The sequence below is a fragment of the Micromonospora marina genome (assembly GCF_900091565.1).
Lineage (GTDB): Bacteria > Actinomycetota > Actinomycetes > Mycobacteriales > Micromonosporaceae > Micromonospora > Micromonospora marina.
Genome location: NZ_FMCV01000030.1, coordinates 1 through 23,351, shown reverse-complemented (window position 1 = coordinate 23,351; position 23,351 = coordinate 1). Strand labels below are relative to the sequence as shown.

Here is a 23,351-nt window from a genome sequence, read left to right as displayed (position 1 = left end):
CCGCGGCTCACGCGCGGCCGAGCAGCGCCAGCATGTCGGGCAACTCGAAGAACCGTGCGGTCTCGACCGCGGACGGGCCGCCGTGGTCCGGGTCGGCGCCGGCGTCGAGCAGCGCGCGGACCGCCCGCTCCTGGCGCCGGAACACCGCCGCGGCGAGTGCGGTCTGGCCCCGGTCGTTGACCCGGGCCGGGTCGGCGCCCCGGGCGAGCAGCGCGGCCACCGTGTCCGGGTGGGCGTGGTACGCGGCGAGGATCAGCAGCGTGTCGCCCTTGGCGTTGGTGAGGTTGACCGGCAGCCCGGCGTCCACGTTGGCCGCCAGCTCCTCGGTCGAGCCGGCCCGGGCCAGGTCGAACATCCGGTGGGCGAAGGCGATTGTCTCGTCGTCGAGTTCGTCGGGCATCCGCCCAGGCTATGGCGTCGTGGCCGGATACGCCTGGTAGCTTGCGCAGCCGGGCACGGGAGGCGCGCGCATGGACGATCGGGTGTACGTGGGCAACGCGGCGGTGGACGGCGCGACCGACGCGGGCTGGCTGCTGGGCCACTTCAAGCCGGCCGGGGACGTGCGGCACAGCACCGACGTGGAGGTGAAGTGGGGCGTGCACCCGGCGGGGGAGACCCGGTCCCGGTGGGCCACCGGTGAGCGGCGTACCGCCCTGCTGGTGCTGATCAGCGGCGCGTTCCGGATCGAGTTGCCGGACCGGACGGTGGTGCTGCGCGAGCCCGGCGACTACGTGGTGTGGGGCCGGGGCGTGGACCACTCCTGGTACGCGGAGCGGGAGTCCACGGTGCTCACCGTCCGCTGGCCGTCGGTGCCGGGTTACCAGGTGGAGCCGCCGGTGCGGCGGTGAGCGCCCCTCGTCCCAGCATCCGGTATCACCTACCTGATGGTTCGTGATCGAGCGCAACGTGGCGGCGCCCGCCCCCGGCGGCGTGCGCATCCTCACCGGCAGCCGGCGCGTCCGCCACGGCGGCGCCGAGACCCCGCTGGCCCGCATCGATGACGACCTGCTGCGGTTCCTCGCCGAACATCCCGCCGGATGTTCACCCGCCGGCAACTTCTCACGAGCGTCTGGGGCTCCGAGCACGCGGTGGCGCGCACCGTCGACGTGCACGTGCGCCGGCTGCGGGCCAGTTCGGGCCGGACACGCCGCTGGTGACCAGCGTGTACGGCGTGGGCCACCGACTCGCCGACGATCCCGCGATCGTCGTGGGCCACGACGCCTGACCTCGGCGGACCGGCGCGCGGCGCACCCGTCCCCGACGTGCGCCACGTTCACGTTCCCGGCCGATCCGCCATTGTGAACCCCCCGGGGAGACCCCCCGTACCATCCCGAATCGGTGCTCTGCTGTAATCAACGGGCCTCGCACGCAGAGCGAGCGCACGGCTGCGATGTGTTCGTCAAATGTCACATTCATGCAACGCAGCCGCCCCTTGACCCTCGCAGAGACGCCGGGAAGCATCGATGAAGCGGCGTCCCGGGCCGTGGGGAGATACCCGGACCAGTCCAAGGAGGACCATGTCGGTCAGCCCCGCCTCGTCGCGCGCCGGATGGCATACGTCCCAACCCGCGGTCCCCGGACGTCCCCCCGGCGGCCAGCGCCGTCCCGCCAACACCGCCGCCGCGCCCATGCTCACCGTCACCCTCACCATCCCTCTCGCCTGCGAGGAGTCGCTCACCCCGGCCGCCCGCCGGCTCCTCGACGCCGCCCGCGAGATGCTCGAACGCGGCGACGCGGTGGTCAGCGTGGGCACCGTCCCGGCCGAGCGCCGCCCCGACGCCGTCCCGGCCGGCCGCGCTCCGGCCCGCCCGCTCGCCCCGACCATCCCGGCCCTGCACATCCTCGCGTCGTCCCGGTCGGTGCTGCGGGACGGCGAGCCGCTGCCGCTGACCCGCCTGGAGTTCGACCTGCTGCTGCACCTGGTCGCCCACCCGCGCCGGGTGTTCACCCGGCTGCAGCTGCTCAACGCCGTCTGGGGGTACGAGCACGCCGGCGTCCGCACCGTCGACGTGCACGTGCGCCGGCTGCGCGGGAAGGTCGGTGTGGACGTCCCGCTCGTCACCACCGTCTACGGCGTCGGCTACCGGCTCGCCGACGACGCCCGGGTCACCATCGACCGCACCGGCTGACCACCGGGACCACCACCGGACGACCGCCGCCGGACGGAGCCCCGACCGCCCGGAGGAGACCAGGTGGTGACCCGCCCGCCCGGAGGAGACCAGGTGGTGACCGGCCCGCCCGCGCGGCACGATGGTCCGATGCGCGTGCGACCGATCAGTCCCGACCTGCTCGTCGACGAGCTGGCCGCGCGTCTGGTCCGCACCGGGACGCCCGGCCGGCTGCGGGTCGCCGTGGACGGGCCGCCCGCCGCCGCGCCGGACACGCTGGCCGAAGCGCTGATCGACCCGCTGCGCGCCGCCGGCCGGCCGGTGCTGCACGTCCGCGCCGACGACTTCCTCCGTCCCGCCTCGGTACGCCTGGAGCACGGCCGCACCAACCCGGACGCCTACTACGAGGGCTGGCTCGACGAGCCGGGGCTGCGCCGCGAGGTGCTCGACCCGGCCGGCCCGAACGGCTCCGGCCGGCTGCTGCCGTCGCTGTGGGACGCCGCCGCCGACCGGGCCAGCCGCGCCGCGTACGTGGACCTGCCCCCCGGCGGGGTGGTCCTGGTCAGCGGCGCGCTGCTGCTCGGCGGCGCGCTGCCGTTCGACGTCACCGTCCACCTCGTGCTCTCCCCGGCGGCGCTGGCGCGGCGCACCGAACCCGCGCTGCGGTGGACCCTGCCCGCCTTCGCCCGCTACGCCGGTGAGGTCGAACCCGCGTCCTTCGCCGACGTGGTGGTCCGGGCCGACGACCCGCGCCGTCCAGCGCTGGTCGAGGCCACCTGACCAGGGGTTCCGGAGTCACCGAAAACACTCAGGCAACAGCCGGTTTGACCCGCCGAGGGCGGGGGTAATCGCCCGGCTCACAGAGCACGGGTGATCTCGTCGCCCGCGCTCGCACAGTCGGACCGGGTCCGGGGCGCTGGCCGCCCCGGACCGGTATGAGGACGTTGGAAAGGCAGGCAGCGATGCTCGTCCACGACACGACAGCCACGGGCCGCTCCCAGGCGGAGGTCGACCAGATCCGGCAGTCCCTGCGGTCGCGGTACGACGAGCTGACCGCCGAGTACGAGCAGACCATGGCGCAGAGCCAGGTGCTGCGGCTGGTCGAGGTCGGCGACACCGCCGGCGACGACCAGGCCGACAGCGGCACCAAGACCGCCGAGCGGGACACCGCGCAGTCGCTGCTGCGGACCATCCTGGACCGGCGGGCGCAGTTCGAGCACGCGCTGACCCGCCTGGACGAGGGCACCTACGGCTTCTGCGAGGGCTGCACCGCGCCCATCCCGGTGGAGCGGCTGGAGATCTTCCCGTCCGCCACCTCCTGCGTGGCCTGCAAGCAGACCCGGGAGCGGCGGGCGGCCTGAACGCCGTTCCGGTTGCCGGTCGGTCCTCCGACGCGGTGGACTGTCCCCATGGGTGAGATCAAGGTGGGCACCGCCTCGTGGACCGACCGGACCCTGCTCGACTCCGGCTGGTACCCGGCGGGCGCCGACACGCCGGAGAAACGGCTGTCCTACTACGCCCGGCAGTTCCCGCTGGTCGAGGTGGACGCCACCTACTACTCGCCGCCGGCCGAGCGGACGGCCCGGCTGTGGGCCGAACGCACCCCGGCCGGGTTCACGTTCAACGTCAAGGCATTCAGCCTGCTGACCGGCCACCCCACGCGCGTCTCCGCCCTCTACAAGGACCTGCGCCCGGAGACCGACAAGCGCAACGTCTACCCGGACGACCTGCCCGCGCAGGCGTACGAGGAGGTCTGGACCCGGTTCCTGTCCGCCCTCGACCCGCTCGTCGAGGCCGGCAAGCTGGGCGCGTTGCTGTTCCAGTTCCCGCCCTGGTTCACCATCAAGCGGGCCAACAAGCAGTACCTGCTGGAGGTGCAGCGGCGGTGCGCGCCGCTGCGCCCGGTCGTCGAGTTCCGGCACGCCTCCTGGTTCGACGGCGACAACGCCGAGGAGACGCTCGGGTTCCTGCGCGAGCACGAGCTGCCGTTCGTCTGCGTGGACATGCCGCAGGGACACAGGTCGTCCATCCCTCCGGTGCTGGCGGCCACCGCCGACCTCGCGGTGGTCCGGTTCCACGGGCACAGCGACAAGTGGACCAGCAAGGACATCCACGAGAAGTTCGGCTACGACTACTCCGAGCGGGAGCTGCGCGACTGGGCGCCGAAGCTGCGCGAGCTGGCCGGCCGGGCCGAGCGGACGCACGTGCTGATGAACAACTGCTACCAGGACTACGCGCAGCGCAACGCCACCACACTCGCCGGCCTGCTGGACGCCTGAGCGTCTCACCCGGTGCGGGTGAGGCCCGCTCACCCGCCCCCGCCGCAGCATGGAGTGTGGGCGCCGGTTCGGGCGCCGCGACGAGGAGGTGGGTCATGACGGTACGGGTGGTGGCGGACCGGCGCCGCGGTGGCGTACTGCACGTGGTCGGCAGCTCCGAGGCGCCACGGCGGGGCGAACGACCCGGCCGGTTCAGCCCGACCCGGCTGTGGCGGGGCCCCAGCGGTCCGCCGCGCCGCGCCGACGACCGACGCTGGGAGACCGAAGCACGGGGGTGAGCCCGATGGCCGAACAGCTGTTGTCCGCGTTCGAATCCTCGCTGGACAAGACGAACGTGATGCTCAAGGAGATCGAGTCCGCGTACGGCTGGCCGAAGGAACAGCGCAACCAGTCCTACGCCGCGCTGCGTACCGTCCTGCACCTGCTGCGGGACCGGCTGCCGGTGCAGGAGAGCGCCGAGTTCGCCCAGCAGTTGCCGGTGCTGGTGCGCGGGATCTACTTCGACGGCTGGCAGCCGGAGAACGTGCCGATCAAGCTCAACCGCGACGACTTCCTGTACGAGGTGCGCCAGGGCTTCCCGTACGACGTCCAGGGCGGCGCGCAGCGGGTGGTGCAGGTCGTGCTGGACACGCTGCGCCGGCACGTCACCCAGGGCGAGTGGGAGGACGTGAAGGCCACGATGCCGCGTGACCTGCGTCAGATGATTCCCTGATCCGGCACGGGACCGGCCCGTCCCGCCCCCTCGGCGGGGCGGGCCACGGGCGTCCGGGACACCGGCCGCCCGGCCGGGTGGAACCGCTCCCGGCCAGTTCCGGTGCTGCCAGCCCGACGTGGCGACCAGGAACATCGCCGCGCCCAGGTACGCCCCGTGTGCCCGCAGCGACGCCACGCCCCGGTCCGGTTGCCGGCGTCGCAGACCGCGTCCATCGTGGCCCGGCCGCAGGCGATGTGGTCGGCCTGGTTCAGCGCGTACGCGCCGTCCCAGGTCGCCCGGAAGTTGTCGGTCAGCACCGAGCTGGCGTCCGCCCGTTCCGGCAGCTTGCCCGCGAACCGTCCGTACGACGAGGCCCGGGCGTCTACGGTGTGGTTAGAGAAGATCGGGTGTGGGGTACCACCCGCTGCACACGGACCCCGGCACCACGCGGGGCGGCACACCGAGGGAGCACCCATGGCATTGAACGACGACGACATCCAGAGCAGCGGCGGCAGCGGCCTGGAGGGCCCGGCCGACGGCGGTGCCACCCCGGGCCAGCACGACGGTGGCGCGGACGGCGGGGCCGAGGGTCCGGCTGACGGCGGCGCGACCCCGGGCCAGCACGACGGTGGCGCGGACGGCGGGGCCGAGGGTCCGGCTGACGGCGGCGCGACCCCCGGTCAGCACGACGGTGGCGCGGACGGCGGGGCCGAGGGTCCGGCTGACGGCGGCGCGACCCCCGGTCAGCACGACGGCGGCGCCGACGGCAGCGCCTGACACATGAGCACCACGCACGTCGACCCGCCGGGTGGCCACGGCCGCCCGGCGGTTCCGTTCGCCGCGACCGAGGCACTGGCCCGGTGCGTGGCGGTGGAGCCGGCCAAGTTCGCCGCCGACCACTGGGGGCGCAGCCCGCTGCTGTCCCGCGCCGCCGAACTGCCCAACCCGGACGGCTTCGCCGACCTGCTCAGCCCCGCCGACGCCGACGAGCTGCTCAGCCGCCGCGGCCTGCGTACCCCGTTCCTGCGGGTCGCGAAGGACGGCCAGCTGGTGCCGGCGGCGCACTACACCGGCGGCGGTGGCGCGGGCGCCGAGATCGGCGACCAGGTCCTCGACGAGAAGGTGCTGGCGCTGTACGCCGACGGTGCGACGCTGGTGCTGCAGGGTCTGCACCGCACCTGGCCGGCGCTCGTCGGCTTCGCCCGCGACCTGGGCACCGCGCTGGCCCAGCCGTTGCAGGTGAACGCCTACCTGACTCCGGCCGGCAGTCAGGGCTTCGCCACCCACTACGACACCCACGACGTGTTCGTGCTCCAGGTGGACGGGCGCAAGCACTGGCGGATCCACCCGCCGGTGCTGGCCGACCCGCTGGAGCGCCAGCCCTGGGGCGGCCGGGCCGACGAGGTGTCCGCGACCGCCGACGGGCGACCGGCGCTGGACGTCGTGCTCGAACCGGGCGACGCGCTCTACCTGCCGCGCGGCTGGCTGCACAGCGCACAGGCCCAGGAGTCCAGCTCGCTGCACCTGACCGTGGGTGTCCGGGCGCTGACCCGGTACGCAGTGGTCGAGGAACTGCTCGCGCTCGCCGCCGAGGACGCGCGGCTGCGCGCGAGCCTGCCGTTCGGGCTCGACCTGGCCGACCCGGACGCGATCGAGCCGGAGCTGACCGAGACCGTCGAGGCGTTGCGCGACTGGCTGCTGCGGGCCGATCCGGCTGCGGTGGCCGGCCGGCTGCGCGCCCGGGTCTGGCCGGCCTCCCGGCCCGCGCCGATCCGGCCCCTGGCGCAGGCGCAGGCGCTGGCCCGGCTGACCGCGGACAGCGAGGTCGCGGTGCGCGGCGGCCTGCGCTGGCAGCTCGCCCCCGCCACCGACGGGCGGGTCACGCTGCGCGTGCCCGACCGGACGCTCACGCTCCCCGGCACCTGCGAGGCGGCGCTGCGCGCGCTGCTGAACGGAGAGGTGACCCGGGTGGGCGACCTGCCCGGCCTGGACGACGACGCCGACCGCCTGACCCTGGCCCGCCGCCTGCTCAAGGAGGCGGTCCTGACCCCCGCCTGACCCGGGCGCGACCGTGGGGCCGACCGGCTGTGGGCCGCCGACCTCACGATCGGCGCCGGGGGGAGCCGGCGGGCGGGTCAGGGGGTCAGCGGGTGTAGGTCACCGTCAGCAGGAGCAGGGTCGTGACCAGGCCGGAGGCGGCCACCAGGATCATCGGGCGCGGGGTCAGGACCGCGTGGCGGCGGTCGGCCAGCAGCCGGGCCGGCACCAGCCCGATCACCGGGCCGAGCAGCGTCACCACCAGGGCCAGCACCGGCAGGCCCACCGCCAGGTCACCGCTGGAACCGGCGGCGAGCGCCCGCGCCCCCACCCCCAGCGCGTACGCCACCAGCGCCCCGCCGATGCCGCACGCGACCAGCAGCGGGTTCACCGAGCCGGGCAGCTCGCCCGGCGCACCGGTGCGCTCCAGCAGCTCCCGGACCGTTCGCAGCAGCGGCACCGGGTCACCGGCGGTGCCGTGCACCGGGCCGGGCGGGTCACCCAGCCGCCGGGCGCCCGTGCCGAGCCGGGCCCGCAGCTGCGCCCACAGGTGCGTGACCTCGCCGTCGACGCGTTCCACCAGCCGATACGCCTCGGCCACCTCCGCCTCGGCCTGCCGCACCTGCTCGGTGGCCTCGGCGACCGCCCGGTCGGCGGCGGCCACCTGCTGGGCGTACCAGGTGTGCGCCTCGGCCCGCTGGGCGGACACCCGGGCGGTCAGCTCGGCGAGCCGGCGGATCTGCGCGTCGTACGTCTCACTGGCAACCGGTTCGTTCATCGGGACGGACCATAAGGGATGATCACCTGTCCGGTGCGGTGCACCGCCCGGTCGAAGTAGAGACCGCGCCACGGCCGGGGATACCAGTCCGGCCCGCCGCTGCCCGGATAGAGCGACGAGCCCAGCTCACCGCCCTGCACGTCCAGCGCCACCCAGGCGCCGATCTGGTCGGTGCGCGCGCCCGCGCCGCCCAGGTCGACGCGCATCCGGGCCACCCCGCGCCACCACGCCAGCACGTGGGTACGCCGTTCCGGCCCGTCGTGCAGGATCCGGCGCAACTGCTCCAGCCCGGTGCGCGTACCGGCCTTGCCGGCCAGCGCCGCGGCGGCCGCGTCCACCGCGTACAGCAGCAGGAAGTGCGGGGTACGCACCGCACCCGGCGCACCGAGTCCGTCACCCGCCTCGGCCATCAGCTCCGGCACCGTCTCCTCGTCGTACCAGGAGGCGTCGCCGGCCAGGTCCTCGTACAGGGCGCGGGCGGCCGGGTCGGCGTCCGGGTCCAGGCAGGCGATGGAGAACCGGGCGGTGCCGGGCCGGTACTGCCGGGCCAGCGACCGGGCGGCGGCGTCGAGCACCGCGCACGCCTCGTCCACCCGGGTGCCCAGCACGGCCAGGTTGCGGCCGGGAGCGCGGGGCAGCCGCAGCGCCGCCGAGCGGGCCTGCACGTCGATGATCTCGCCGAGCAGCGCCACCGGGCTGCGCGGCACGCCCTGCTCCGGCGCGGTCAGCGCCCGGAAGTCCGGCGCGTCGGCCAGGCCCGGGATCGCGTCGCCGTCGAACAGCCGGGCCGGCGCGGCGTCCTGCGGGCGCATCCGCCACAGCCGGTGCTGAAGCTCGCTCCACGTCTCCCAGTCGCTCGCCGACGGGATCCGGGCCACCTCGTTCCCCTCGGCCAGGCCCGACTCGGCGTTGATCACCGCGTGGTGGCGGGGCAGCGACTGCGCCGCGTCGTTGCGCTCGGCCAGGATGCGCAGCGCCTTCGGCAGCGCGATCCGCAGCGTGAACTGGGCGACGAGCGCGGGCCGCCCCCACAGCGCCTCGATACCGCGCACGTCCTGCGAGGCCAGCACCAGGTGGATGCCCTGCGACCGGCCCCGCCGGGCCAGGTCCTCCAGCAGGTCGGCGGCCTCCCGGGCGACCACGTCCCGGCCGGCGAGCAGCGCCTGGAACTCGTCGACCACCGCCACGATGCGCGGCCAGTGCCCGTCCGGGTCCACCGCGCGCAGCTCGGCCAGCTTGGTGACCTCGTGCTTCTTCGCCGCGTCGGCGCGGCGGCGCAGCTCCTCGGCGAGGAAGCGCAGCAGCGCCAGCCCGAACTCCCGGTCTGTGTTGACGTTGATGCCGACCAGCCGCATGTGCGGCAGCCAGCTCGGGTCGCGCCGGCCCTGCGCGAACCGGGCGAACGACACGCCCTCCTTGAAGTCCAGCAGATAGAACTCCAGCTCGGCGGGGGAGTAGCGGGCGGCGAGCGCACCGATCCAGGCGAAGATCAGGTTCGTCTTGCCGGTGCCGGACGGGCCGCCGATCAACGCGTGCGGCGGGTAGTCGCCGAGCGTGAGCAGCACCTGCCGCCCGTGCGGGCCCTCGCCGACCGGCGCGCTGAGCCCGTGCGCCGAGTCCTCCCGCCAGTACTCCTGCGGCGGCGGGAGCAGGTCGGTGAACGGCGTCGGCGGCGGGCCGGCGGCCACCCGGGAGGCGACGGTGCGGCACGTCTCGGTGACCAGCGCGGGCGGCGGCGGCGCGTCGAGCACCACCGGCAGCCCGGCCACCCGGGCGTCGTCGCGCTCCACGGTGATCCGGGTGACGGTCGGGTCGTCGGGCAGGTCGACGCCGCGCACCACCAGGTGCACGCCGCAGGCCGCTCCGGTGCGGACCACCCGGTCGAGCTGGCCGCGTTCGTGCCGGGACAGCTCGTCGCCGCCGAGCAGCACCGCCACCCGCCACGGCTCCGGGCGGCGTCCGGTGGCGGCGGCCAGCTCACGCAGTGAGCCGTACTCACCGGCGAGCACAGTGGCGTTGATCCGGCGGATCTGCTCCACCAGGTCGTCGAGCAGCCGGCCAAGTCCGCCCGGTCCGACGAACGTGAGCAGCCCGGCCGTGCCGAGCGGCGCGAACCCGGCCAGGCCGCCGCCCAGGTGTTCCGGGTCGTACCCGTGCAGCCGCACCGCGCCCGGGTCGGCCCGGCCGACCGAGCGCAGCAGCAGCGCGGGTACCACGGCGGCGAGCCCGTCCCGGTCGCCGCCGGCCAGGTGCGCGTGCCCGGCGTCCAGGAGCGGAACCAGCGCCGGCACCGGTTCGGCGCCGTCGAGGCGTACCGTGCCGACGCGCAACGCGCCGGGCGGCTCGGACCGGCCGGCGGGCGTAACCTGCCAGCGGTCCCAGGGCGCGGACGCCGCGCCCGGCGCCTCCCGCTGTGCCGCGGCGGCGGCCCGGCGGGCCAGCTCGGTGAGGCGGGTGGTGTGCCGGGCGTCGATCTCGGCCAGGCGCCGGTCGCGGGCGGCGCCCACCCGGGCGGGCACGGCGGCGGCGGCCCTTCGGGTACGGTCCAACCGGTCCCGCCCGGCGGCCAGCTCGGCCTCGGCGGCGGTGAGCCGGGTACGGGTGGCGCCCAGGGCCTCGGAGAGCATCCCCCGGACCCGCGTCACCAGTCGAACGCGGACGTCAGCCACGGGACGACTCCCGATCGTCGGTGTCCTTGGGCAGGTCCCGGCCGAGCCGGTCCAGCAGCACGCCGGTGAGCACGCCCGCGGTGACCGCCGGGTCGGCCGCGTGCGGCTGCTCCGCGTCGTCGTCGCGGCGCGGCGGGGGCATCCGGCACACCCGGGTCAGCAGCGTGTCCAGCACCGGGCGCGGCAGCCCGGGCAGCAGGTCGCGGACCCGGGAGTCCAGCGCGCCGCGCAGCCGGGGCAGGTCGTCCGCGCGGGGCGGATGACCGAGCAGCTCACCGGCCAGCTCGCGCAGCAGCGGCGGGGTGATCGCGGCCAGCCCCAGCCCCACGTCGGCGTGCGCCCGGCGCAGCTCGCGGTGCAGCCGGTCCCGGTCGCCGGAGCGGATCCCGGCGACCACCCGGCGCAGCAGCTCGTGGGCGTCCCCGACGCGCTCGTCCGGCTCGTCCGGCGCGCCCTCCCGGCCGCCGGTCAGCTCCGCCACCCGCACCGCCCACCAGCGGCGCACCGCCGGCTGCTCGCCCGGCTCGGCGGCCGGGCCGGCCGCCGGTGGTTCCTCGCCGCGTGGCGTGTCGTGCCGGGGCGGTCGTTCGCCCGGCGGCGCCGGCCGCGCGCCGTCGGCGGCCAGCCCGATCGCGGCCAGGTACGCGGTGAGCTGCTCCTGCGCCACGCGCAGCGCGTAGCCGGCGGTCTCGGCGTGCTCGGTGGCCGAGGACAGTTCCGGCACCCCCATCGGGTCGGACGACTCCTGGCGCACCCAGCGCAGCCGCTCCTGCGCCTGGCCGAGCTTCTCCAGCGCGGCGGCGAGCTGGGCGAGGGGCAGTTCCTCGGCGGCGGCGCGCACCTGCGCGCCGATGTCCTCGACGATGGACACGGCCGGCCTCAGAGCGTCGCGACGTAGAGCTGTGCCTGCTCCACCGCGACCAGTGTCGCGGCCAGACACTCCTCCAGTTCCTGGCCGGCCTGTGTCAGCGAGGCCTGGGCCGCCTCGACCGTCTCGTGGCCGCTGCCCTCCAGCGCGCCGGCCAGCGTCTGCTGCGCCTCGGCCAGCTTCTCGCCGGCTGCCTGCACCGCTGTCTGGCCGTCACCGATCTGCTGGAGAGCGACATCGATGGCGGCCTTCAGCTCGGCGACGCTCGCCACGGGGACCTCCTGGGGGCGGAAGAGATCTCCATTACAACCCATGGCGGCGGGTGGGCGAACATCCACCCTCGCGGCGTTGCGGCCCCGGTGTCCGGTTCCGGCCCTGACGTGCGCGAAGACCGCGCCGCTGGTCCCGTCGGCGGATGCCTCGGTCCCGCCGGCGGGACCGGGTGACCTAGCGGACCAGCCAGCGCGGGCCGCGTACCTCCGCGCCGAGCGCGGTCACCCGCCCGCGCAGTTCCCGGTCGGCGGTCACCACGACCCGCCGCCGATCCGGCGCGGCGGCGACCAGCTCGACCATCGTGTCGTCGCCGGAGCCGGGCGCGGAGACCACCTCCACACCGGGCGCGGGCGCCACGTGCCGGGCCGCGCCCTCCACCACCAGCACCACCTGCACCGGTGGCGGCAGCTCCGGCGGCACGCCCGCCTCGCCGACGGGCGCCAGCGCGTCGCGCAGCCGGACGGCCGCGCCGGCCCGGTCCCGCCACCACCCGTCCGGGCGCGAGCCCACCACGTTCGCGCCGTCCACGATCAACAGCGGTCTGCTCTTCATGCCCCCAGCCTGCCATCCGGTCGCGTTTGTCGCGCCGACCGCCGGGTAGCCACCGCCGACCGTGCCGCGCGTGCCGGGCGCCGGTCGTGCCGACTGACTGCGGAGGACGAGATGATGGGACCGGGTGACTTCGGCAACGACCCCTGGGACGAGTTCCTGGCCCGATACTTCGGCCGGGGCGAGGGGGGACGCCGGCCGGCGCACCGGGTCGACATCACGCGCCTGATGACCGCCGACGCCCGGGAGATGCTCGCCGACGCGGCCCGCCGTGCCGCCCAGAAGCACAGCAACGACCTGGACACCGACCACCTGCTCTGGGCGGCGTTGCAGCGCGAGCCGCTGCGCGACCTGGTCCGCCGGGCCGGCGCCGACCCGGAGGCGCTGCTGGGCGCGCTGGGCGGGCCGGGTGAGGGCGCGTCGCGGGGCGAGGTGCCGCCGAACCTGTCGCTGACCCCGGCCGCGAAACGGGCGCTGCTGGACGCGCACCAGCTGTCCCGCGCGATGGGCGCCAACTACATCGGCCCCGAGCACATCCTGATGGCGCTGCCGCTGAACCCCGAGTCGCCGGCCGGCCGGATGCTCGCCGCCGGCCGGATCCAGCCCGAGTCGTTGCAGGCGGCCAGCGCCGAGCGCGGCGCGTCGAACGTCCCGCGCCCGGACCGGGGCACCCCGACGCTCGACCAGTACGGCCAGGACCTCACCGAGCTGGCCCGGATGGACCAGATCGACCCCGTGATCGGCCGGGCCGACGAGATCGAGCAGGCCGTGGAGATCCTGTCCCGGCGGACCAAGAACAACCCGGTGCTGATCGGTGAGGCCGGTGTCGGCAAGACCGCGATCGTGGAGGGTCTGGCCGAGCGGATCTGCGACGGCGACGTGCCGCAGACGCTGATCGGCAAGCGGGTCATCCAGCTCGACCTGTCCGGCCTGGTCGCCGGCACCCGCTACCGGGGTGACTTCGAGGAGCGCCTGAAGAAGGTGATCGACGAGATCCGCGCCCACCGCGAGGAGCTGATCATCTTCCTGGACGAGATCCACACGCTGGTCGGCGCGGGCGGCGCCGGCAGCGAGGGCGGCATGGACGCGTCGAACATGCTCAAGCCCGCCCTGGCGCGCGGCGAGCTGCGGGTGATCGGCGCGACCACGCTCGACGAGTACCGGCGCAGCATCGAGAAGGACGCCGCGCTGGCCCGGCGGTTCCAGCCGGTGCTGGTGCCCGAGCCGACGGTCGACGACACCATCTCGATCCTGCGCGGCCTGCGCGACCGGTACGAGGCGCACCACCAGGTCCGGTTCACCGACGAGGCGCTTGTCGCCGCCGGTGAGCTGTCCGACCGGTACGTCACCGACCGGTTCCTGCCGGACAAGGCGATCGACCTGATCGACCAGGCCGGCGCCCGGGTGCGGCTGCGCACCCGTACCCCCGCCGAGGACGTACGCGAGCTGGAGCAGCAGCTCGACGAGACGCGGCGGGACAAGGAGCAGGCGGTCTCCGACGAGCAGTACGAGCGGGCCTCCGCGCTGCGTGACCGGCTCGCCGAACTGGAGGACCAGGTCCGCCGCGCCCGTGGCGACGAGGGCCCCAACCACGTGCCCGAGGTGGGGCCGACGGAGATCGCCGAGGTGGTCTCCCGGGCCACCGGCATCCCGGTCACCCAGCTCACCGAGGAGGAACGCGACCGGCTGCTGCGCCTGGAGGGGCACCTGCACGAGAAGGTGATCGGCCAGGACGACGCGGTCAGCGTCGTCGCCGAGGCGGTACGCCGGTCCCGTACCGGCCTGGCCGACCCGAACCGGCCGATGGGCAGCTTCCTGTTCCTCGGCCCCACCGGCGTCGGCAAGACCGAGCTGGCCCGCGCGCTGGCCGAGGCACTGTTCGGCGAGGCGGACCGGATGGTCCGGGTGGACATGAGCGAGTTCCAGGAGCGGCACACGGTCAGCCGGCTGGTCGGCGCCCCGCCCGGGTACGTCGGCTACGAGGAGGCCGGTCAGCTCACCGAGGCGGTCCGCCGCCGCCCGTACGCGGTGGTGCTGCTGGACGAGATCGAGAAGGCGCACCCGGACGTGTTCAACATCCTGCTCCAGGTGCTCGACGACGGGCGGCTCACCGACAGCCAGGGCCGGACCGTGAACTTCAAGAACACCGTCCTGATCATGACCAGCAACCTCGGCTCGGAGCTGATCACGGGCACCCAGCGCACCGTCGGCTTCGCCACCGGCGCCCCCGGCGAGCAGGAGAGCGACGAGCTGCGGGACCGGCTGATGCGCCGCCTCCAGGAGAACTTCCGCCCGGAGTTCCTCAACCGCATCGACGAGGTGATCATCTTCCAGCGGCTGGAGGCCGAGCAGCTGCGCCAGATCACCGGCCTGCTGCTGGAGGAGACCCGCCGCCGCATGCACGCCCAGGACATCCAGGTCGACTTCAGCACCGCCGGCGTCGACTGGCTCGCCGAGCACGGCTACCAGCCCGAGTTCGGCGCCCGCCCGCTGCGCCGGGTGATCCAGCGCGAGGTCGACAACCGGCTGTCCCGGATGCTGCTGGAGCACCAGGTCTCACCGGGGCAGAAGGTCACCGTCGACACCCGCGACGACAAGCTCGTCTTCGACGTCGCCGCAGGTGAGCGGGGCTACACGCCGGCCACCACGTCCCATCCCCGATGACCGGTCCGTCCCGGCCGGGACGGACCAATCCGTCAGCGAAGGACCGGAGGGCGGACATGACCGAACCCGAGGAATCCGGCGACGACACGGGGGCCGTCGGACCGATCGAGGCGGCCCCGACGGCGAACCCGTCCCGGGTCCGGGTGCCGCCGGAGGGCCTGCAGCAGCACACACCGAACGAGGGCGAGCCGGCACCCGGGCCGCCGCCGGGAGAGGAGGCGTGATGGTACGCGAGGCGCGACTCGACCCCGAGGTCGAGGTGATCTGGGACGACTTCCACGCCGAGGTGAACGTGCCCTCCGAGACGCTGCGGCAGTGGCTGCTGACCCGCGGCTCGGGGGAGGAGGCGTTCGGGCCCGGCCCGGACCTCGACCTGCCCGAGCCCGGCCGGCAGATCCTCGCCGTGCTGCGCAAGCGCAAGGTGGACCTCACGCCGGAGGACATCGAGGTGATGCGGGAGGCGATCAGCCGGATCCGGGAGCTGACCGCGCAGCGGCCACGCCGGGGCAACGCCGACGACGAGTGGCGCCACGCCCTGCTCGACCTCGGGCACGACGTGCTCGTCGAACGCTGAGTTCCTGCGGCGGCGCCCGGGCGGACCACCCGCCCGGGCGCCGCCCGCTACTCCGACTCCAGGCTGGGCAGCCGCAGCCCGGCCGCGTCCGCCGCGGCCTGCCGGTCGGCCCGGGCGCGTTCCTCGCGGCTGAGCAGGTTGGCGTACTCGGTCACGTCGGCCGGACCCGGCGTCTCCGGCAACCGGCGCAGGAACGCCTCCACCTCGGCTGCGGCGGTGGTGTGCGTGGTGGCCGCCTGGCGCAGCAGCTCCCGCTGGTCGGCGGCCGGATACAGATCAGTCATGTCGCCGGTGATACCCGGGTTCAGGCGATTCGCACCCCGCCCGAGCCGTTGGGCTGCACGCCGAACTCCGGGTGCGCCAGCAGCCAGCCCAGGTATTCCGGATGGTTCGCCAGCGCGTCCGTGTACGCCGCGACCGCCGCCGACAGCACCGGCTCGGCCACCGCCGCGGCCGGCACGTCCGGATGCCAGCCCAGCAGCAGCCGCCAGCGCAGCGGCGTACCGGCCAGCCGGCGGGTGACCAGTCCGGCCACCGGACGGAACGTGGCCTGGCACAACGCCACCGCCTCGCCCGCGTCCACCAGGTCCAGCGCGGCCCGCACGTCCGCCTCGTACACCTTCTTCGGGGTGAAGCCCGAGCGGGCGCAGGCGGCGGCGAAGCAGTCGCCGAAGCAGCCGTCGCCCGGCGCGGCCACCCACCGCTCGCGCCGCAGGCCGACCAGGTCGACCTCGGCGCGGCCGGCCAGCGGGTGGGTCTGCGGCAGCAGCACGCAGATCGGCTCGACCGCCACCTCCCGCCAGCTCAGCCCGAACCCCGCCGACGGCGTCGAGTCGCCGCACACGCCGGTCAGCGCGAAGTCGAGGCGGCCACCGGCCACCATCTGCGCCAGCTCGTCCACCGACCACGAGCCGTACGTGGTGATCTGCGCGTCCGGCCGCTCGGCGGCCAGCCGGTGCACCAGCCGGCCCAGGATCGGGCTGTTCACCCCGCCGAAGCGGTACCGGCGCAGCGGATCGCCCGCACCGGCCATCCGGGCCGCCTCGTCCCGCAGGCCCTTCATCGCCGGCAGCAGCACCCGGGCCCGGTCCAGCACCAGCTCGCCCAGCGCGGTGGGGCGGGCGCCGCGGCGGTCCCGTTCGAACAACGGCCCGCCCAGCGCCCGTTCGATCCGCTGGAGCTGGGCGGTCAGCGCCGGCTGGGCCAGGCCGAGCGCCGAGGCGGCCTTGGTGACGCTCCCCGTCTCCGCGATCGCGCAGACCACACGCAGGTGTCGCAGCTCCAGATCCATACCGTGACGGTAGGACCACGAATCGATACGCGGAAGGGTCGATCTGCTCACCCCTCGCGGCGATGCTCCAGGTCGCTCAGCCGGGTACGCCGCCCGGTGACCGCGTCGCGCACCTTGTCGAGCACCCCGACGGCCGGTTCGACGATCTTGTTCCAGGGCGGGGTGGCCGGCGTGCCGGGGTGCGGGCGGGTCGGCGCCGCCTCCTCCGCGATCTCCCACCGGTTGCCCAGCCGGATCAGCTCGGCGTCGCTGGCCACCTCCCGCAGCGGCGTGACCAGCGCCGCGACACGGCTGACGTGGCACCGCACCCGCTCGGCCACGTCCGCGACCGCCGGGTCGTCCGCGCCGGACAGCTCCTTGAGCGCGGTCAGCAGCCCGGCGTCCGCCTCGATCTCCCGCTGCACCAGTTCGGCGGCGTCCGGCATCGCGGCGCGGGCCGCCGGGAACAGGTACTGCTCCTCGGCGGACAGGTGCCGGGACACCGCGGCGGTCAGCACGTCGAGCACCTCGCCCCGACCGGCCGCGTCCAGCGCCGGGTCGGTGACCCGGTCGGCCAGCCCCAGCAGCGCCCGGTGCTCGGTGTCCACGAGGTCGGCGACGCTGCGCCCACCCGGCCGGTACGCGTCGTCGGCGGCGGGCGGCAGCGGCGGCAGGGGGACGGTCATGGTGCCCTCCTCGTGACGGCCGGAGTCGATGTCCGGGCGGTCCGGCGGTACCCGGCCGGACGACCCGCGAAACCGCCGCCGGAGCACCACCGCTCCCCGGCCACCTCACCTGCTGGTATAAGGAAGCGATGACGAGCGACGCCGCCCCCGCCCGACCCGACGCCACCGACGAGGTCGTCGACCTCTGCCGCGACCTGCTGCGCATCGACACCACGAACACCGGCGACAACGACACGAGCGTGGGGGAACGGCGGGCCGCCGAGTACGTGGCGGAGAAACTCGCCGAGGTCGGCGTCGACGCCGAGATCCACGAGTCCGCGCCCGGCCGGGCCAACCTGGTCGCCCGCATCCCCGGCACCGAGCCGGGCCGCGACGCGCTGCTCGTGCACGGGCACCTCGACGTGGTGCCCGCCGACCCGGACGAGTGGTCGGTGCACCCGTTCTCCGGCGAGATCCGCGACGGCTACCTGTGGGGCCGCGGCGCGATCGACATGAAGGACTTCGACGCGATGGTGCTGGCGGTGGTCCGTGACTGGCAGCGCACCGGCGTCCGTCCCCGGCGCGACGTCGTGCTCGCGTTCACCGCCGACGAGGAGGCCGGCAGCGACTACGGCGCGCACTTCCTCACCCGGCGCCACCGCGACCTGTTCGACGGCTGCACCGAGGCGATCGGCGAGGTCGGCGGCTTCTCCTACTCGGTCGACGAGCAGCGCCGCCTCTACCTGATCGAGACCGCCGAGAAGGGCATCGACTGGCTGCGCCTGCACGCCAGGGGCCGGCCCGGCCACGGCTCGATGGTGCACGACGACAACGCCGTCACCGCGCTCGCCGAGGCGGTCGCCCGGATCGGCCGGCACCGCTTCCCGGTGGTGATGACCGACACCGTACGGGCGTTCCTGGCCGAGGTCGCCGACGTGCTCGGCATCGAGATCGACCCGGACGACCCGGAGACCGCGATCGCCAAGCTCGGCCCGATCGCCAACATCATCGGCGCGACGATCCGCAACACCGCCAACCCGACCCGGCTCGCCGCCGGCTACAAGGACAACGTCATCCCCGGCCGGGCCACCGCCACCATCGACTGCCGCAGCCTGCCGGGCCAGAGCGAGGAGCTGGAACGGCAGCTACGCGAGCTGGTCGGGCCGGACATCGCCATCGAGTACGTCCAGCGCCAGCCGGCCCTGGAGACCACGTTCGACGGCGACCTGGTGGCGCGGATGTCCGAGGCACTGCGCGCCGAGGACCCGGGCGCGCACCCGGTGCCGTACATGCTCTCCGGCGGCACCGACGCCAAGGCGTTCTCCCAGCTCGGCATCCGCTGCTTCGGGTTCGCGCCGCTGCGGCTGCCCGCCGACCTCAATTTCTCCGGCCTGTTCCACGGCATCGACGAGCGGGTTCCGCTGGACGGACTACAGTTCGGCGTGCGGGTTCTGGACCGCTTCCTCCGTACCTGCTGACCGCGCCCGCCGCGGCGCCGCCGGCGCGGAACCTCCCCCCATCGCGAAGGGACTGCCACACATGACCGACCAGCACGGTGAGCTGGACGCCGCCCTCGAGCGGGTGATCGACGCGGCCCGCGCCCACCTGGCCGCCGTCCGGGCCGCCCAGGGCCGGATCGACGACGACGCCGTCTGGCAGGCGTACGTCGCGTTGAACAACGCCTCGTTCGCCTACGACGAGCAGCTGCTCGACGCGTTCGGCGAGGTGACGCCCTGGGACGTGGACTCGATCGACCCGGACGAGGCCGACGAGCGCTTCGGCGCCGTCGAGGGTGGCGAGCCCACCGACCCGCACCCGCGGGTCATCTCGGTGCGGCAGCGACGTGACTACCGGGTGCCGAGCGTCGCCGCGCTGCTGCGCGCGGCCGAGGCGGCCCGCCGGGAGGGCACCCCGGAGGAGGACGAGCCGGCGCCGGTGGAGGGAGTCGGCGAGGCGGTGCTGGAGCTGCTGCAGAGCGGCGACGGCTCGCTGTCCGCGCTCGACGTGCCGGAGCTGGAGCCGCTGGACGGTGTGGTGATGGTCAGCGAGGTCGGCACCCCCGTCGACCTGGAGTCGTTCGACGACGACGACCCGGTCGGCCCGTTCCAGCCGGCCGCCGACGACCGGCTGGTCGGCCGGCTCGACGAGCACCCGTTCATGGAGCTCGACGAGGAGCACGACCACGCGCACTAGGCCGTACGCGTCCCCGGGGCGGCGCCGCGTCGCGCGGCCCCGGGGACCGGGCCCGGTGTCAGTACGACAGGCCCGGCTGCGACTGGTTGGCCAGGCGGCGCCGCAGCACCACCTGCCGCGTGCCGTCCCGGTAGAGCCGCACCCGGGCCAGCTCCCAGCCGGAGAACTCGGCCTGGATCGCCAGCTGCGCCGTGGCGGTCAGCCGATCGACGTTCGAGGGCAACCGCAGCGGCGCGTATTCGTAGTCCATGCCCCTATGCTGCCCAGGTCGCGGGCCCTCCGCCACCCCCGGCGGGTGACCCGGATCGCCCTCGCGCCGCTCAGCCGTCGCGCTCCGGGTAGCCCACCGGCGCCGCCGACACGTCGTCCAGCGCCGTGACGATCTCCGCCGGCAGCGTCATCCGCTCCACCTGCAACGCGCCGAGCAACTGCCCGACGGTCCGGGCGCCCAGGATCGGCGCGGTCACGCCGGGCCGGTCCCGGACCCAGGCCAGCGCCACCTCCAGCGGCGACACGCCGAGCCCGCCGGCCGCGATGGCGACCGCCTCCACGATGCTGGAGCAGCGCGGCTCCAGGTACGTCGCGACGAAACGCTCGAAGTGCGGCGACACCGCCCGCGAGTCGGCCGGGCGGCCGTTGCGGTACTTGCCGGTGAGCACGCCCCGGCCCAGTGGCGACCAGGGCAGCACGCCCAGCCCCATCCCGGCGCAGGCGGGCAGCACCTCCCGCTCCACGCCGCGCTCCAGCAGCGAGTACTCCACCTGCGCGGCGACCACCGGCGCGCGCCCCGGCCACGCGGCCTGCCAGGCGGCGGCCCGGGCGGTCTGCCAGCCGGAGAAGTTCGACACCCCCACGTAGCGGGCCTTCCCGCTGGACACCGCGTGGTCCAGGGCCGAGAGCGTCTCCTCCAGCGGGGTGTGCGGGTCGTACCCGTGCACCTGCCACAGGTCGACGTGGTCGGTGCCCAGGCGGCGTAGCGAGGCGTCCAGCGTGCGCAGCAGGTGCCCGCGCGAGCCGTCCCGGCGGCGGCTGCCCGGCCGCAGGCCCGCCTTGGTGGCGATCAGCAGCTCGTCGCGGTCCACCAGGCTGCCCAGCAGCGAGCCGATCACCGACTCGGCGTCGCCGTCGGCGTACACGTCGGCGGTGTCGACCAGGTTCCCGCCCGCGTCGAGGTAACTCTTCAGCTGGGCTGCCGCGTCGTCGGCGTCGGTGTCCCGTCCCCAGGTCATGGTGCCGAGCGCGAGCCGCGATACCGCCAGCCCGCTTCGGCCGAGCGGTCGCTGTTGCATGGGGTGAACCTTATTTCGAACCCGGCGTCACGGATATCCTCGCCGCAGTCAACTTCCCGCGCGTCCTCAACCGGTGTGACGTGTTCGGGGCGAGCCGGACGTCGAGGGTGCCACGCTCATTGCGTAACCTGATGCGACCTGTGGTGCGGACGGTGGGAGGATCAGTGCGACTCGGGCTCAACCTCGGATACCAAACGGCGTGGAGCACGCCGTTCGACCACCTGGCGTTGGCCCAGGAGGCGGACCGGCTCGGCTACTCGGTGGTGTGGGCCGCGGAGGCGTACGGCTCGGACTCGCCGAGCATGCTGGCCTGGATCGCCGGGCAGACGGAGCGCATCGACGTGGGCTCCGCGGTCATGCAGATCCCGGCCCGTACCCCGGCGATGACCGCGATGACCGCCGCGACCATCGACACGCTCTCCGGCGGCCGGTTCCGGCTCGGCCTGGGCGTGTCCGGCCCGCAGGTCTCCGAGGGCTGGCACGGCGTGCGGTTCGCCAAGCCGCTGGCCCGCACCCGGGAGTACGTCGACATCGTCAAGCTGGCGGTGGCCCGCAAGGAGGTCGCGTACGACGGCGAGCACTACACGCTGCCGCTGCCCGACGGCCCCGGCAAGGCGCTGCGGCTGGGCTTCCACCCGCCGCGCGAGCACATCCCGATCTACCTGGCCGCCGTCGGCCCGAAGAACCTGGAGCTGGCCGGCGAGATCGCCGACGGCTGGCTGGCCGTCTTCTACTCCCCGGAGTTCGCCGAGGAGCACCTCGCCTCGGTGCGGTCCGGCCGCGCGGCGGCGGGCAGGGAACTGGCCGGCTTCGACGTGGTGCCGTCCGTGCCGGTGGTGGTCGGCGACGACATCGCCACCTGCGCCGAACTGGTGCGCTGGTACGCCGCGCTCTACATGGGCGGCATGGGCAGTCGCAAACAGAACTTCTACAACCAGCTCGCCACCCGGATGGGCTACGGCGACGCGGCCCGCGAGGTGCAGGACCTCTACCTGGCCAAGCGGCAGCGCGACGCGGCCGCCGCCGTGCCGATGGAGTTCATCGACCGCACCTCGCTGCTCGGCCCGAAGGAGCGCATCGCCGAGCGGATGCGGGAGTACGCCGCCGCGGGCGTGACCACACTGTCGGTGTCGTTGTTCGTCGCCGACCGGGAGAGCGGGGTGCAGACCCTGCGTACCGTCGCCGAGGCGCTGGAGCTGTCCGGAGTCGGCGAGTGACCTGGATCGAGGCCATCGTCCTGGGGCTCGTCCAGGGACTGACCGAGTTCCTTCCGGTGTCCTCGTCGGGGCACCTGCGGATCACGTCGGCCGTCTTCTTCGGCCGGGACGCGGGCGCCTCGTTCACCGCGGTGACCCAGCTCGGCACCGAGGCCGCCGTCCTGATCTACTTCGCCAAGGACATCGGGCGGATCGTCCGCACCTGGTTCGTCGGCCTGGTCGACCGCTCGGTGCGTTCCAGCCTCGACTACCGGATGGGCTGGTACGTCATCGTCGGCACGATCCCGATCGGCATTTTCGGGCTCATCTTCAAGGACCAGATCCGCACCGCCGGCCGGAACCTGTGGCTGATCTCCTGCACGCTGATCATCGGCGCGGTGCTGCTGGCCTTCGCCGAGTACTGGGGCCGGCAGACCCGTACGCTGGAGAACTTCCGGATGCGCGACGGCGTGGTGATGGGCTTCGCCCAGGCCGCGGCGCTGGTCCCCGGCGTGTCCCGGTCGGGCGGCACCCTGACCGCGGGCCTGCTGCTCAACCTGACCCGGGAGACCGCGGCCCGTTACTCGTTCCTGCTGGCCATCCCTGCCGTGGTGATCTCCGGCCTGTTCAGCCTCCCGGACGTCTTCGAGCCGTCCGCGCCGGGCACCGCCGCGCCGAGCATCGCGCAGATGGTGATCGCGACGCTCATCGCGTTCGCCGTCGGGTACGCGGCCATCGCGTGGCTGCTGCGCTACGTCGCACACCATACGCTGTACGTCTTCGTGCTGTACCGGGTGGCGCTGGGCAGCCTGGTGATCTGCCTGCTGGCGACCGGCACGATCAGCGCCACCTGACGCTGCCTCCCGGCACGCGTGCAGGCCGGCACCCCGTAGTCGGGGTGCCGGCCTGTCTCGCTTACTTGTTCCAGTGCTCGGCGACCAGGTCGGCGGCCTGCTGCTCCCACTGGGCGTAGTGGTCCGGGTAGGCGGACACCTGGACGGTCTGGGCGGCCTTGGTCAGCGGCATGTCCTGCCAGCCGTCGACCTGCTTCAGACCCTTCAGGAACGCCAGGGTGGAGTACTCGGGGTCGGTGATCTGCTCCACCGTGCCCCAACCGGTGGAGGGGCGCTGCTGGAACAGGCCCTGCGAGTCGTGGTCGTTACGGTCACCCAGGTGACCGAGGTTCTCCAGCTTCGACTCCTGCAACGCCGTCGCGATCGACACCACCGCGGCACGCTCGTCCAT

At 74.4% G+C, this 23,351-nt stretch carries 29 protein-coding genes and 1 pseudogene; 17 read left to right on the top strand and 13 right to left on the bottom strand.

Features of this window, described 5'->3' with window-relative positions; translation table 11 throughout:
- Positions 1–7: 7 nt before the first annotated feature.
- Positions 8–400: an ankyrin repeat domain-containing protein gene (locus GA0070215_RS25705; RefSeq protein ID WP_018788415.1), complete on the bottom strand. Its 393-nt coding sequence runs from the start codon at positions 398–400 to the stop codon at positions 8–10.
- Positions 401–470: 70 nt separating this feature from the next.
- Between GA0070215_RS25705 and GA0070215_RS25700 the strand changes: the two genes are divergently transcribed.
- The 8 genes from GA0070215_RS25700 to GA0070215_RS25665 all read left to right on the top strand — a co-directional run bounded on the left by GA0070215_RS25700 (position 471) and on the right by GA0070215_RS25665 (position 5,099).
- On the top strand, positions 471–848 hold the full coding sequence (locus GA0070215_RS25700; RefSeq protein ID WP_091050833.1) for a cupin domain-containing protein: 378 nt from the start codon (positions 471–473) through the stop codon (positions 846–848).
- 189 nt (positions 849–1,037) lie between these two features.
- Positions 1,038–1,157 carry a winged helix-turn-helix domain-containing protein gene (locus tag GA0070215_RS29915; protein WP_377467707.1) on the top strand — a complete coding sequence of 40 codons (120 nt, stop codon included), beginning with the start codon at positions 1,038–1,040 and terminating at the stop codon, positions 1,155–1,157.
- A gap of 360 nt (positions 1,158–1,517) precedes the next feature.
- Positions 1,518–2,129, top strand: coding sequence for a winged helix-turn-helix domain-containing protein (locus GA0070215_RS25690; RefSeq protein WP_091050829.1), 612 nt, complete (start codon positions 1,518–1,520; stop codon positions 2,127–2,129).
- Between the two features lie 129 nt (positions 2,130–2,258).
- Positions 2,259–2,888, top strand: a complete 630-nt coding sequence (locus GA0070215_RS25685; RefSeq protein WP_091050826.1) for a nucleoside/nucleotide kinase family protein — start codon at positions 2,259–2,261, stop codon at positions 2,886–2,888.
- Between the two features lie 182 nt (positions 2,889–3,070).
- Positions 3,071–3,469 carry a TraR/DksA family transcriptional regulator gene (locus GA0070215_RS25680; protein ID WP_018788410.1) on the top strand — a complete coding sequence of 133 codons (399 nt, stop codon included), beginning with the start codon at positions 3,071–3,073 and terminating at the stop codon, positions 3,467–3,469.
- A gap of 48 nt (positions 3,470–3,517) precedes the next feature.
- Entirely contained in the window at positions 3,518–4,387 is an 870-nt protein-coding gene (locus GA0070215_RS25675; protein ID WP_091050823.1) for a DUF72 domain-containing protein, read from the top strand.
- Positions 4,388–4,482: 95 nt separating this feature from the next.
- Positions 4,483–4,665: a hypothetical protein gene (locus GA0070215_RS25670; protein ID WP_013286051.1), complete on the top strand. Its 183-nt coding sequence runs from the start codon at positions 4,483–4,485 to the stop codon at positions 4,663–4,665.
- Between the two features lie 5 nt (positions 4,666–4,670).
- A complete protein-coding gene (locus tag GA0070215_RS25665) occupies positions 4,671–5,099 on the top strand; it encodes a DUF2267 domain-containing protein (RefSeq protein WP_091050895.1) in 429 nt (142 codons plus the stop codon).
- Here the strand turns inward: GA0070215_RS25665 and GA0070215_RS28730 are convergent.
- A complete protein-coding gene (locus GA0070215_RS28730) occupies positions 5,084–5,398 on the bottom strand; it encodes a hypothetical protein (protein WP_091050819.1) in 315 nt (104 codons plus the stop codon). The genes GA0070215_RS25665 and GA0070215_RS28730 overlap by 16 nt on opposite strands.
- A gap of 157 nt (positions 5,399–5,555) precedes the next feature.
- On the opposite strand from GA0070215_RS28730, the gene GA0070215_RS25655 reads away from it, so the two are divergent.
- Positions 5,556–5,858, top strand: coding sequence for a hypothetical protein (locus tag GA0070215_RS25655; protein ID WP_073829703.1), 303 nt, complete (start codon positions 5,556–5,558; stop codon positions 5,856–5,858).
- A gap of 3 nt (positions 5,859–5,861) precedes the next feature.
- On the top strand, positions 5,862–7,139 hold the full coding sequence (locus GA0070215_RS25650; RefSeq protein ID WP_091050816.1) for a cupin domain-containing protein: 1,278 nt from the start codon (positions 5,862–5,864) through the stop codon (positions 7,137–7,139).
- 85 nt (positions 7,140–7,224) lie between these two features.
- Here GA0070215_RS25650 and GA0070215_RS25645 read toward each other — a convergent pair whose 3' ends face one another.
- The 5 genes from GA0070215_RS25645 to GA0070215_RS25625 form a co-directional block, all read right to left on the bottom strand.
- Positions 7,225–7,896 carry a hypothetical protein gene (locus GA0070215_RS25645; protein WP_018788405.1) on the bottom strand — a complete coding sequence of 224 codons (672 nt, stop codon included), beginning with the start codon at positions 7,894–7,896 and terminating at the stop codon, positions 7,225–7,227.
- Positions 7,893–10,523 carry an FtsK/SpoIIIE domain-containing protein gene (locus tag GA0070215_RS25640; protein WP_377467749.1) on the bottom strand — a complete coding sequence of 877 codons (2,631 nt, stop codon included), beginning with the start codon at positions 10,521–10,523 and terminating at the stop codon, positions 7,893–7,895. The genes GA0070215_RS25645 and GA0070215_RS25640 overlap by 4 nt, the downstream gene beginning before the upstream one ends.
- A gap of 34 nt (positions 10,524–10,557) precedes the next feature.
- The gene (locus GA0070215_RS25635) at positions 10,558–11,436 is read right to left on the bottom strand and encodes a hypothetical protein (protein WP_091050807.1); all 879 of its coding nucleotides are present in this window, start codon (positions 11,434–11,436) and stop codon (positions 10,558–10,560) included.
- A gap of 8 nt (positions 11,437–11,444) precedes the next feature.
- Positions 11,445–11,705, bottom strand: coding sequence for a hypothetical protein (locus GA0070215_RS25630; RefSeq protein ID WP_013286060.1), 261 nt, complete (start codon positions 11,703–11,705; stop codon positions 11,445–11,447).
- Between the two features lie 175 nt (positions 11,706–11,880).
- Positions 11,881–12,258 carry a hypothetical protein gene (locus GA0070215_RS25625; protein ID WP_091050803.1) on the bottom strand — a complete coding sequence of 126 codons (378 nt, stop codon included), beginning with the start codon at positions 12,256–12,258 and terminating at the stop codon, positions 11,881–11,883.
- A gap of 111 nt (positions 12,259–12,369) precedes the next feature.
- Here GA0070215_RS25625 and GA0070215_RS25620 point away from each other — a divergent pair, with 111 nt between their 5' ends.
- From GA0070215_RS25620 to GA0070215_RS25615, 3 genes are read left to right on the top strand one after another with little or no spacing between them, the layout of a single operon-like run.
- Positions 12,370–14,919, top strand: a complete 2,550-nt coding sequence (locus tag GA0070215_RS25620) for an ATP-dependent Clp protease ATP-binding subunit (protein WP_091050800.1) — start codon at positions 12,370–12,372, stop codon at positions 14,917–14,919.
- A gap of 56 nt (positions 14,920–14,975) precedes the next feature.
- Positions 14,976–15,143 (top strand): hypothetical protein, encoded by a 168-nt coding sequence (locus tag GA0070215_RS28560; RefSeq protein WP_018788400.1) that lies wholly within the window; start codon positions 14,976–14,978, stop codon positions 15,141–15,143.
- Positions 15,143–15,493, top strand: a complete 351-nt coding sequence (locus GA0070215_RS25615) for a DUF3140 domain-containing protein (RefSeq protein ID WP_018788399.1) — start codon at positions 15,143–15,145, stop codon at positions 15,491–15,493. Before GA0070215_RS28560 ends, GA0070215_RS25615 begins: the two co-directional genes overlap by 1 nt.
- A 47-nt stretch (positions 15,494–15,540) precedes the next feature.
- Here the strand turns inward: GA0070215_RS25615 and GA0070215_RS25610 are convergent, their stop codons facing one another.
- From GA0070215_RS25610 to GA0070215_RS25600, 3 genes are read right to left on the bottom strand one after another with little or no spacing between them, the layout of a single operon-like run.
- A complete protein-coding gene (locus GA0070215_RS25610; RefSeq protein WP_018788398.1) occupies positions 15,541–15,777 on the bottom strand; it encodes a hypothetical protein in 237 nt (78 codons plus the stop codon).
- A 20-nt stretch (positions 15,778–15,797) separates the two neighbouring features.
- On the bottom strand, positions 15,798–16,784 hold the full coding sequence (locus GA0070215_RS25605; RefSeq protein ID WP_018788397.1) for a LysR family transcriptional regulator: 987 nt from the start codon (positions 16,782–16,784) through the stop codon (positions 15,798–15,800).
- A 47-nt stretch (positions 16,785–16,831) separates the two neighbouring features.
- The gene (locus tag GA0070215_RS25600; RefSeq protein ID WP_026268591.1) at positions 16,832–17,449 is read right to left on the bottom strand and encodes a hemerythrin domain-containing protein; all 618 of its coding nucleotides are present in this window, start codon (positions 17,447–17,449) and stop codon (positions 16,832–16,834) included.
- A gap of 128 nt (positions 17,450–17,577) precedes the next feature.
- Between GA0070215_RS25600 and GA0070215_RS25595 the strand changes: the two genes are divergently transcribed.
- On the top strand, positions 17,578–18,906 hold the full coding sequence (locus tag GA0070215_RS25595; protein WP_091050796.1) for a M20/M25/M40 family metallo-hydrolase: 1,329 nt from the start codon (positions 17,578–17,580) through the stop codon (positions 18,904–18,906).
- A gap of 61 nt (positions 18,907–18,967) precedes the next feature.
- Positions 18,968–19,621 carry a hypothetical protein gene (locus GA0070215_RS25590; RefSeq protein ID WP_018788394.1) on the top strand — a complete coding sequence of 218 codons (654 nt, stop codon included), beginning with the start codon at positions 18,968–18,970 and terminating at the stop codon, positions 19,619–19,621.
- A gap of 58 nt (positions 19,622–19,679) precedes the next feature.
- Here GA0070215_RS25590 and GA0070215_RS25585 read toward each other — a convergent pair whose 3' ends face one another.
- On the bottom strand, positions 19,680–19,871 hold the full coding sequence (locus tag GA0070215_RS25585) for a DUF5703 family protein (RefSeq protein ID WP_018788393.1): 192 nt from the start codon (positions 19,869–19,871) through the stop codon (positions 19,680–19,682).
- Positions 19,872–19,941: 70 nt separating this feature from the next.
- On the bottom strand, positions 19,942–20,910 hold the full coding sequence (locus tag GA0070215_RS25580) for an aldo/keto reductase (protein WP_018788392.1): 969 nt from the start codon (positions 20,908–20,910) through the stop codon (positions 19,942–19,944).
- 164 nt (positions 20,911–21,074) lie between these two features.
- Here GA0070215_RS25580 and GA0070215_RS25575 point away from each other — a divergent pair, with 164 nt between their 5' ends.
- Both GA0070215_RS25575 and GA0070215_RS25570 read left to right on the top strand, forming a co-directional pair.
- Positions 21,075–22,127, top strand: a complete 1,053-nt coding sequence (locus GA0070215_RS25575) for an LLM class F420-dependent oxidoreductase (protein WP_018788391.1) — start codon at positions 21,075–21,077, stop codon at positions 22,125–22,127.
- A complete protein-coding gene (locus GA0070215_RS25570; protein WP_018788390.1) occupies positions 22,124–22,960 on the top strand; it encodes an undecaprenyl-diphosphate phosphatase in 837 nt (278 codons plus the stop codon). Before GA0070215_RS25575 ends, GA0070215_RS25570 begins: the two co-directional genes overlap by 4 nt.
- A gap of 61 nt (positions 22,961–23,021) precedes the next feature.
- On the opposite strand, the pseudogene GA0070215_RS25565 reads toward GA0070215_RS25570, so the two are convergent.
- A pseudogene (locus GA0070215_RS25565) lies at positions 23,022–23,351 on the bottom strand (hypothetical protein); the annotation flags it as partial.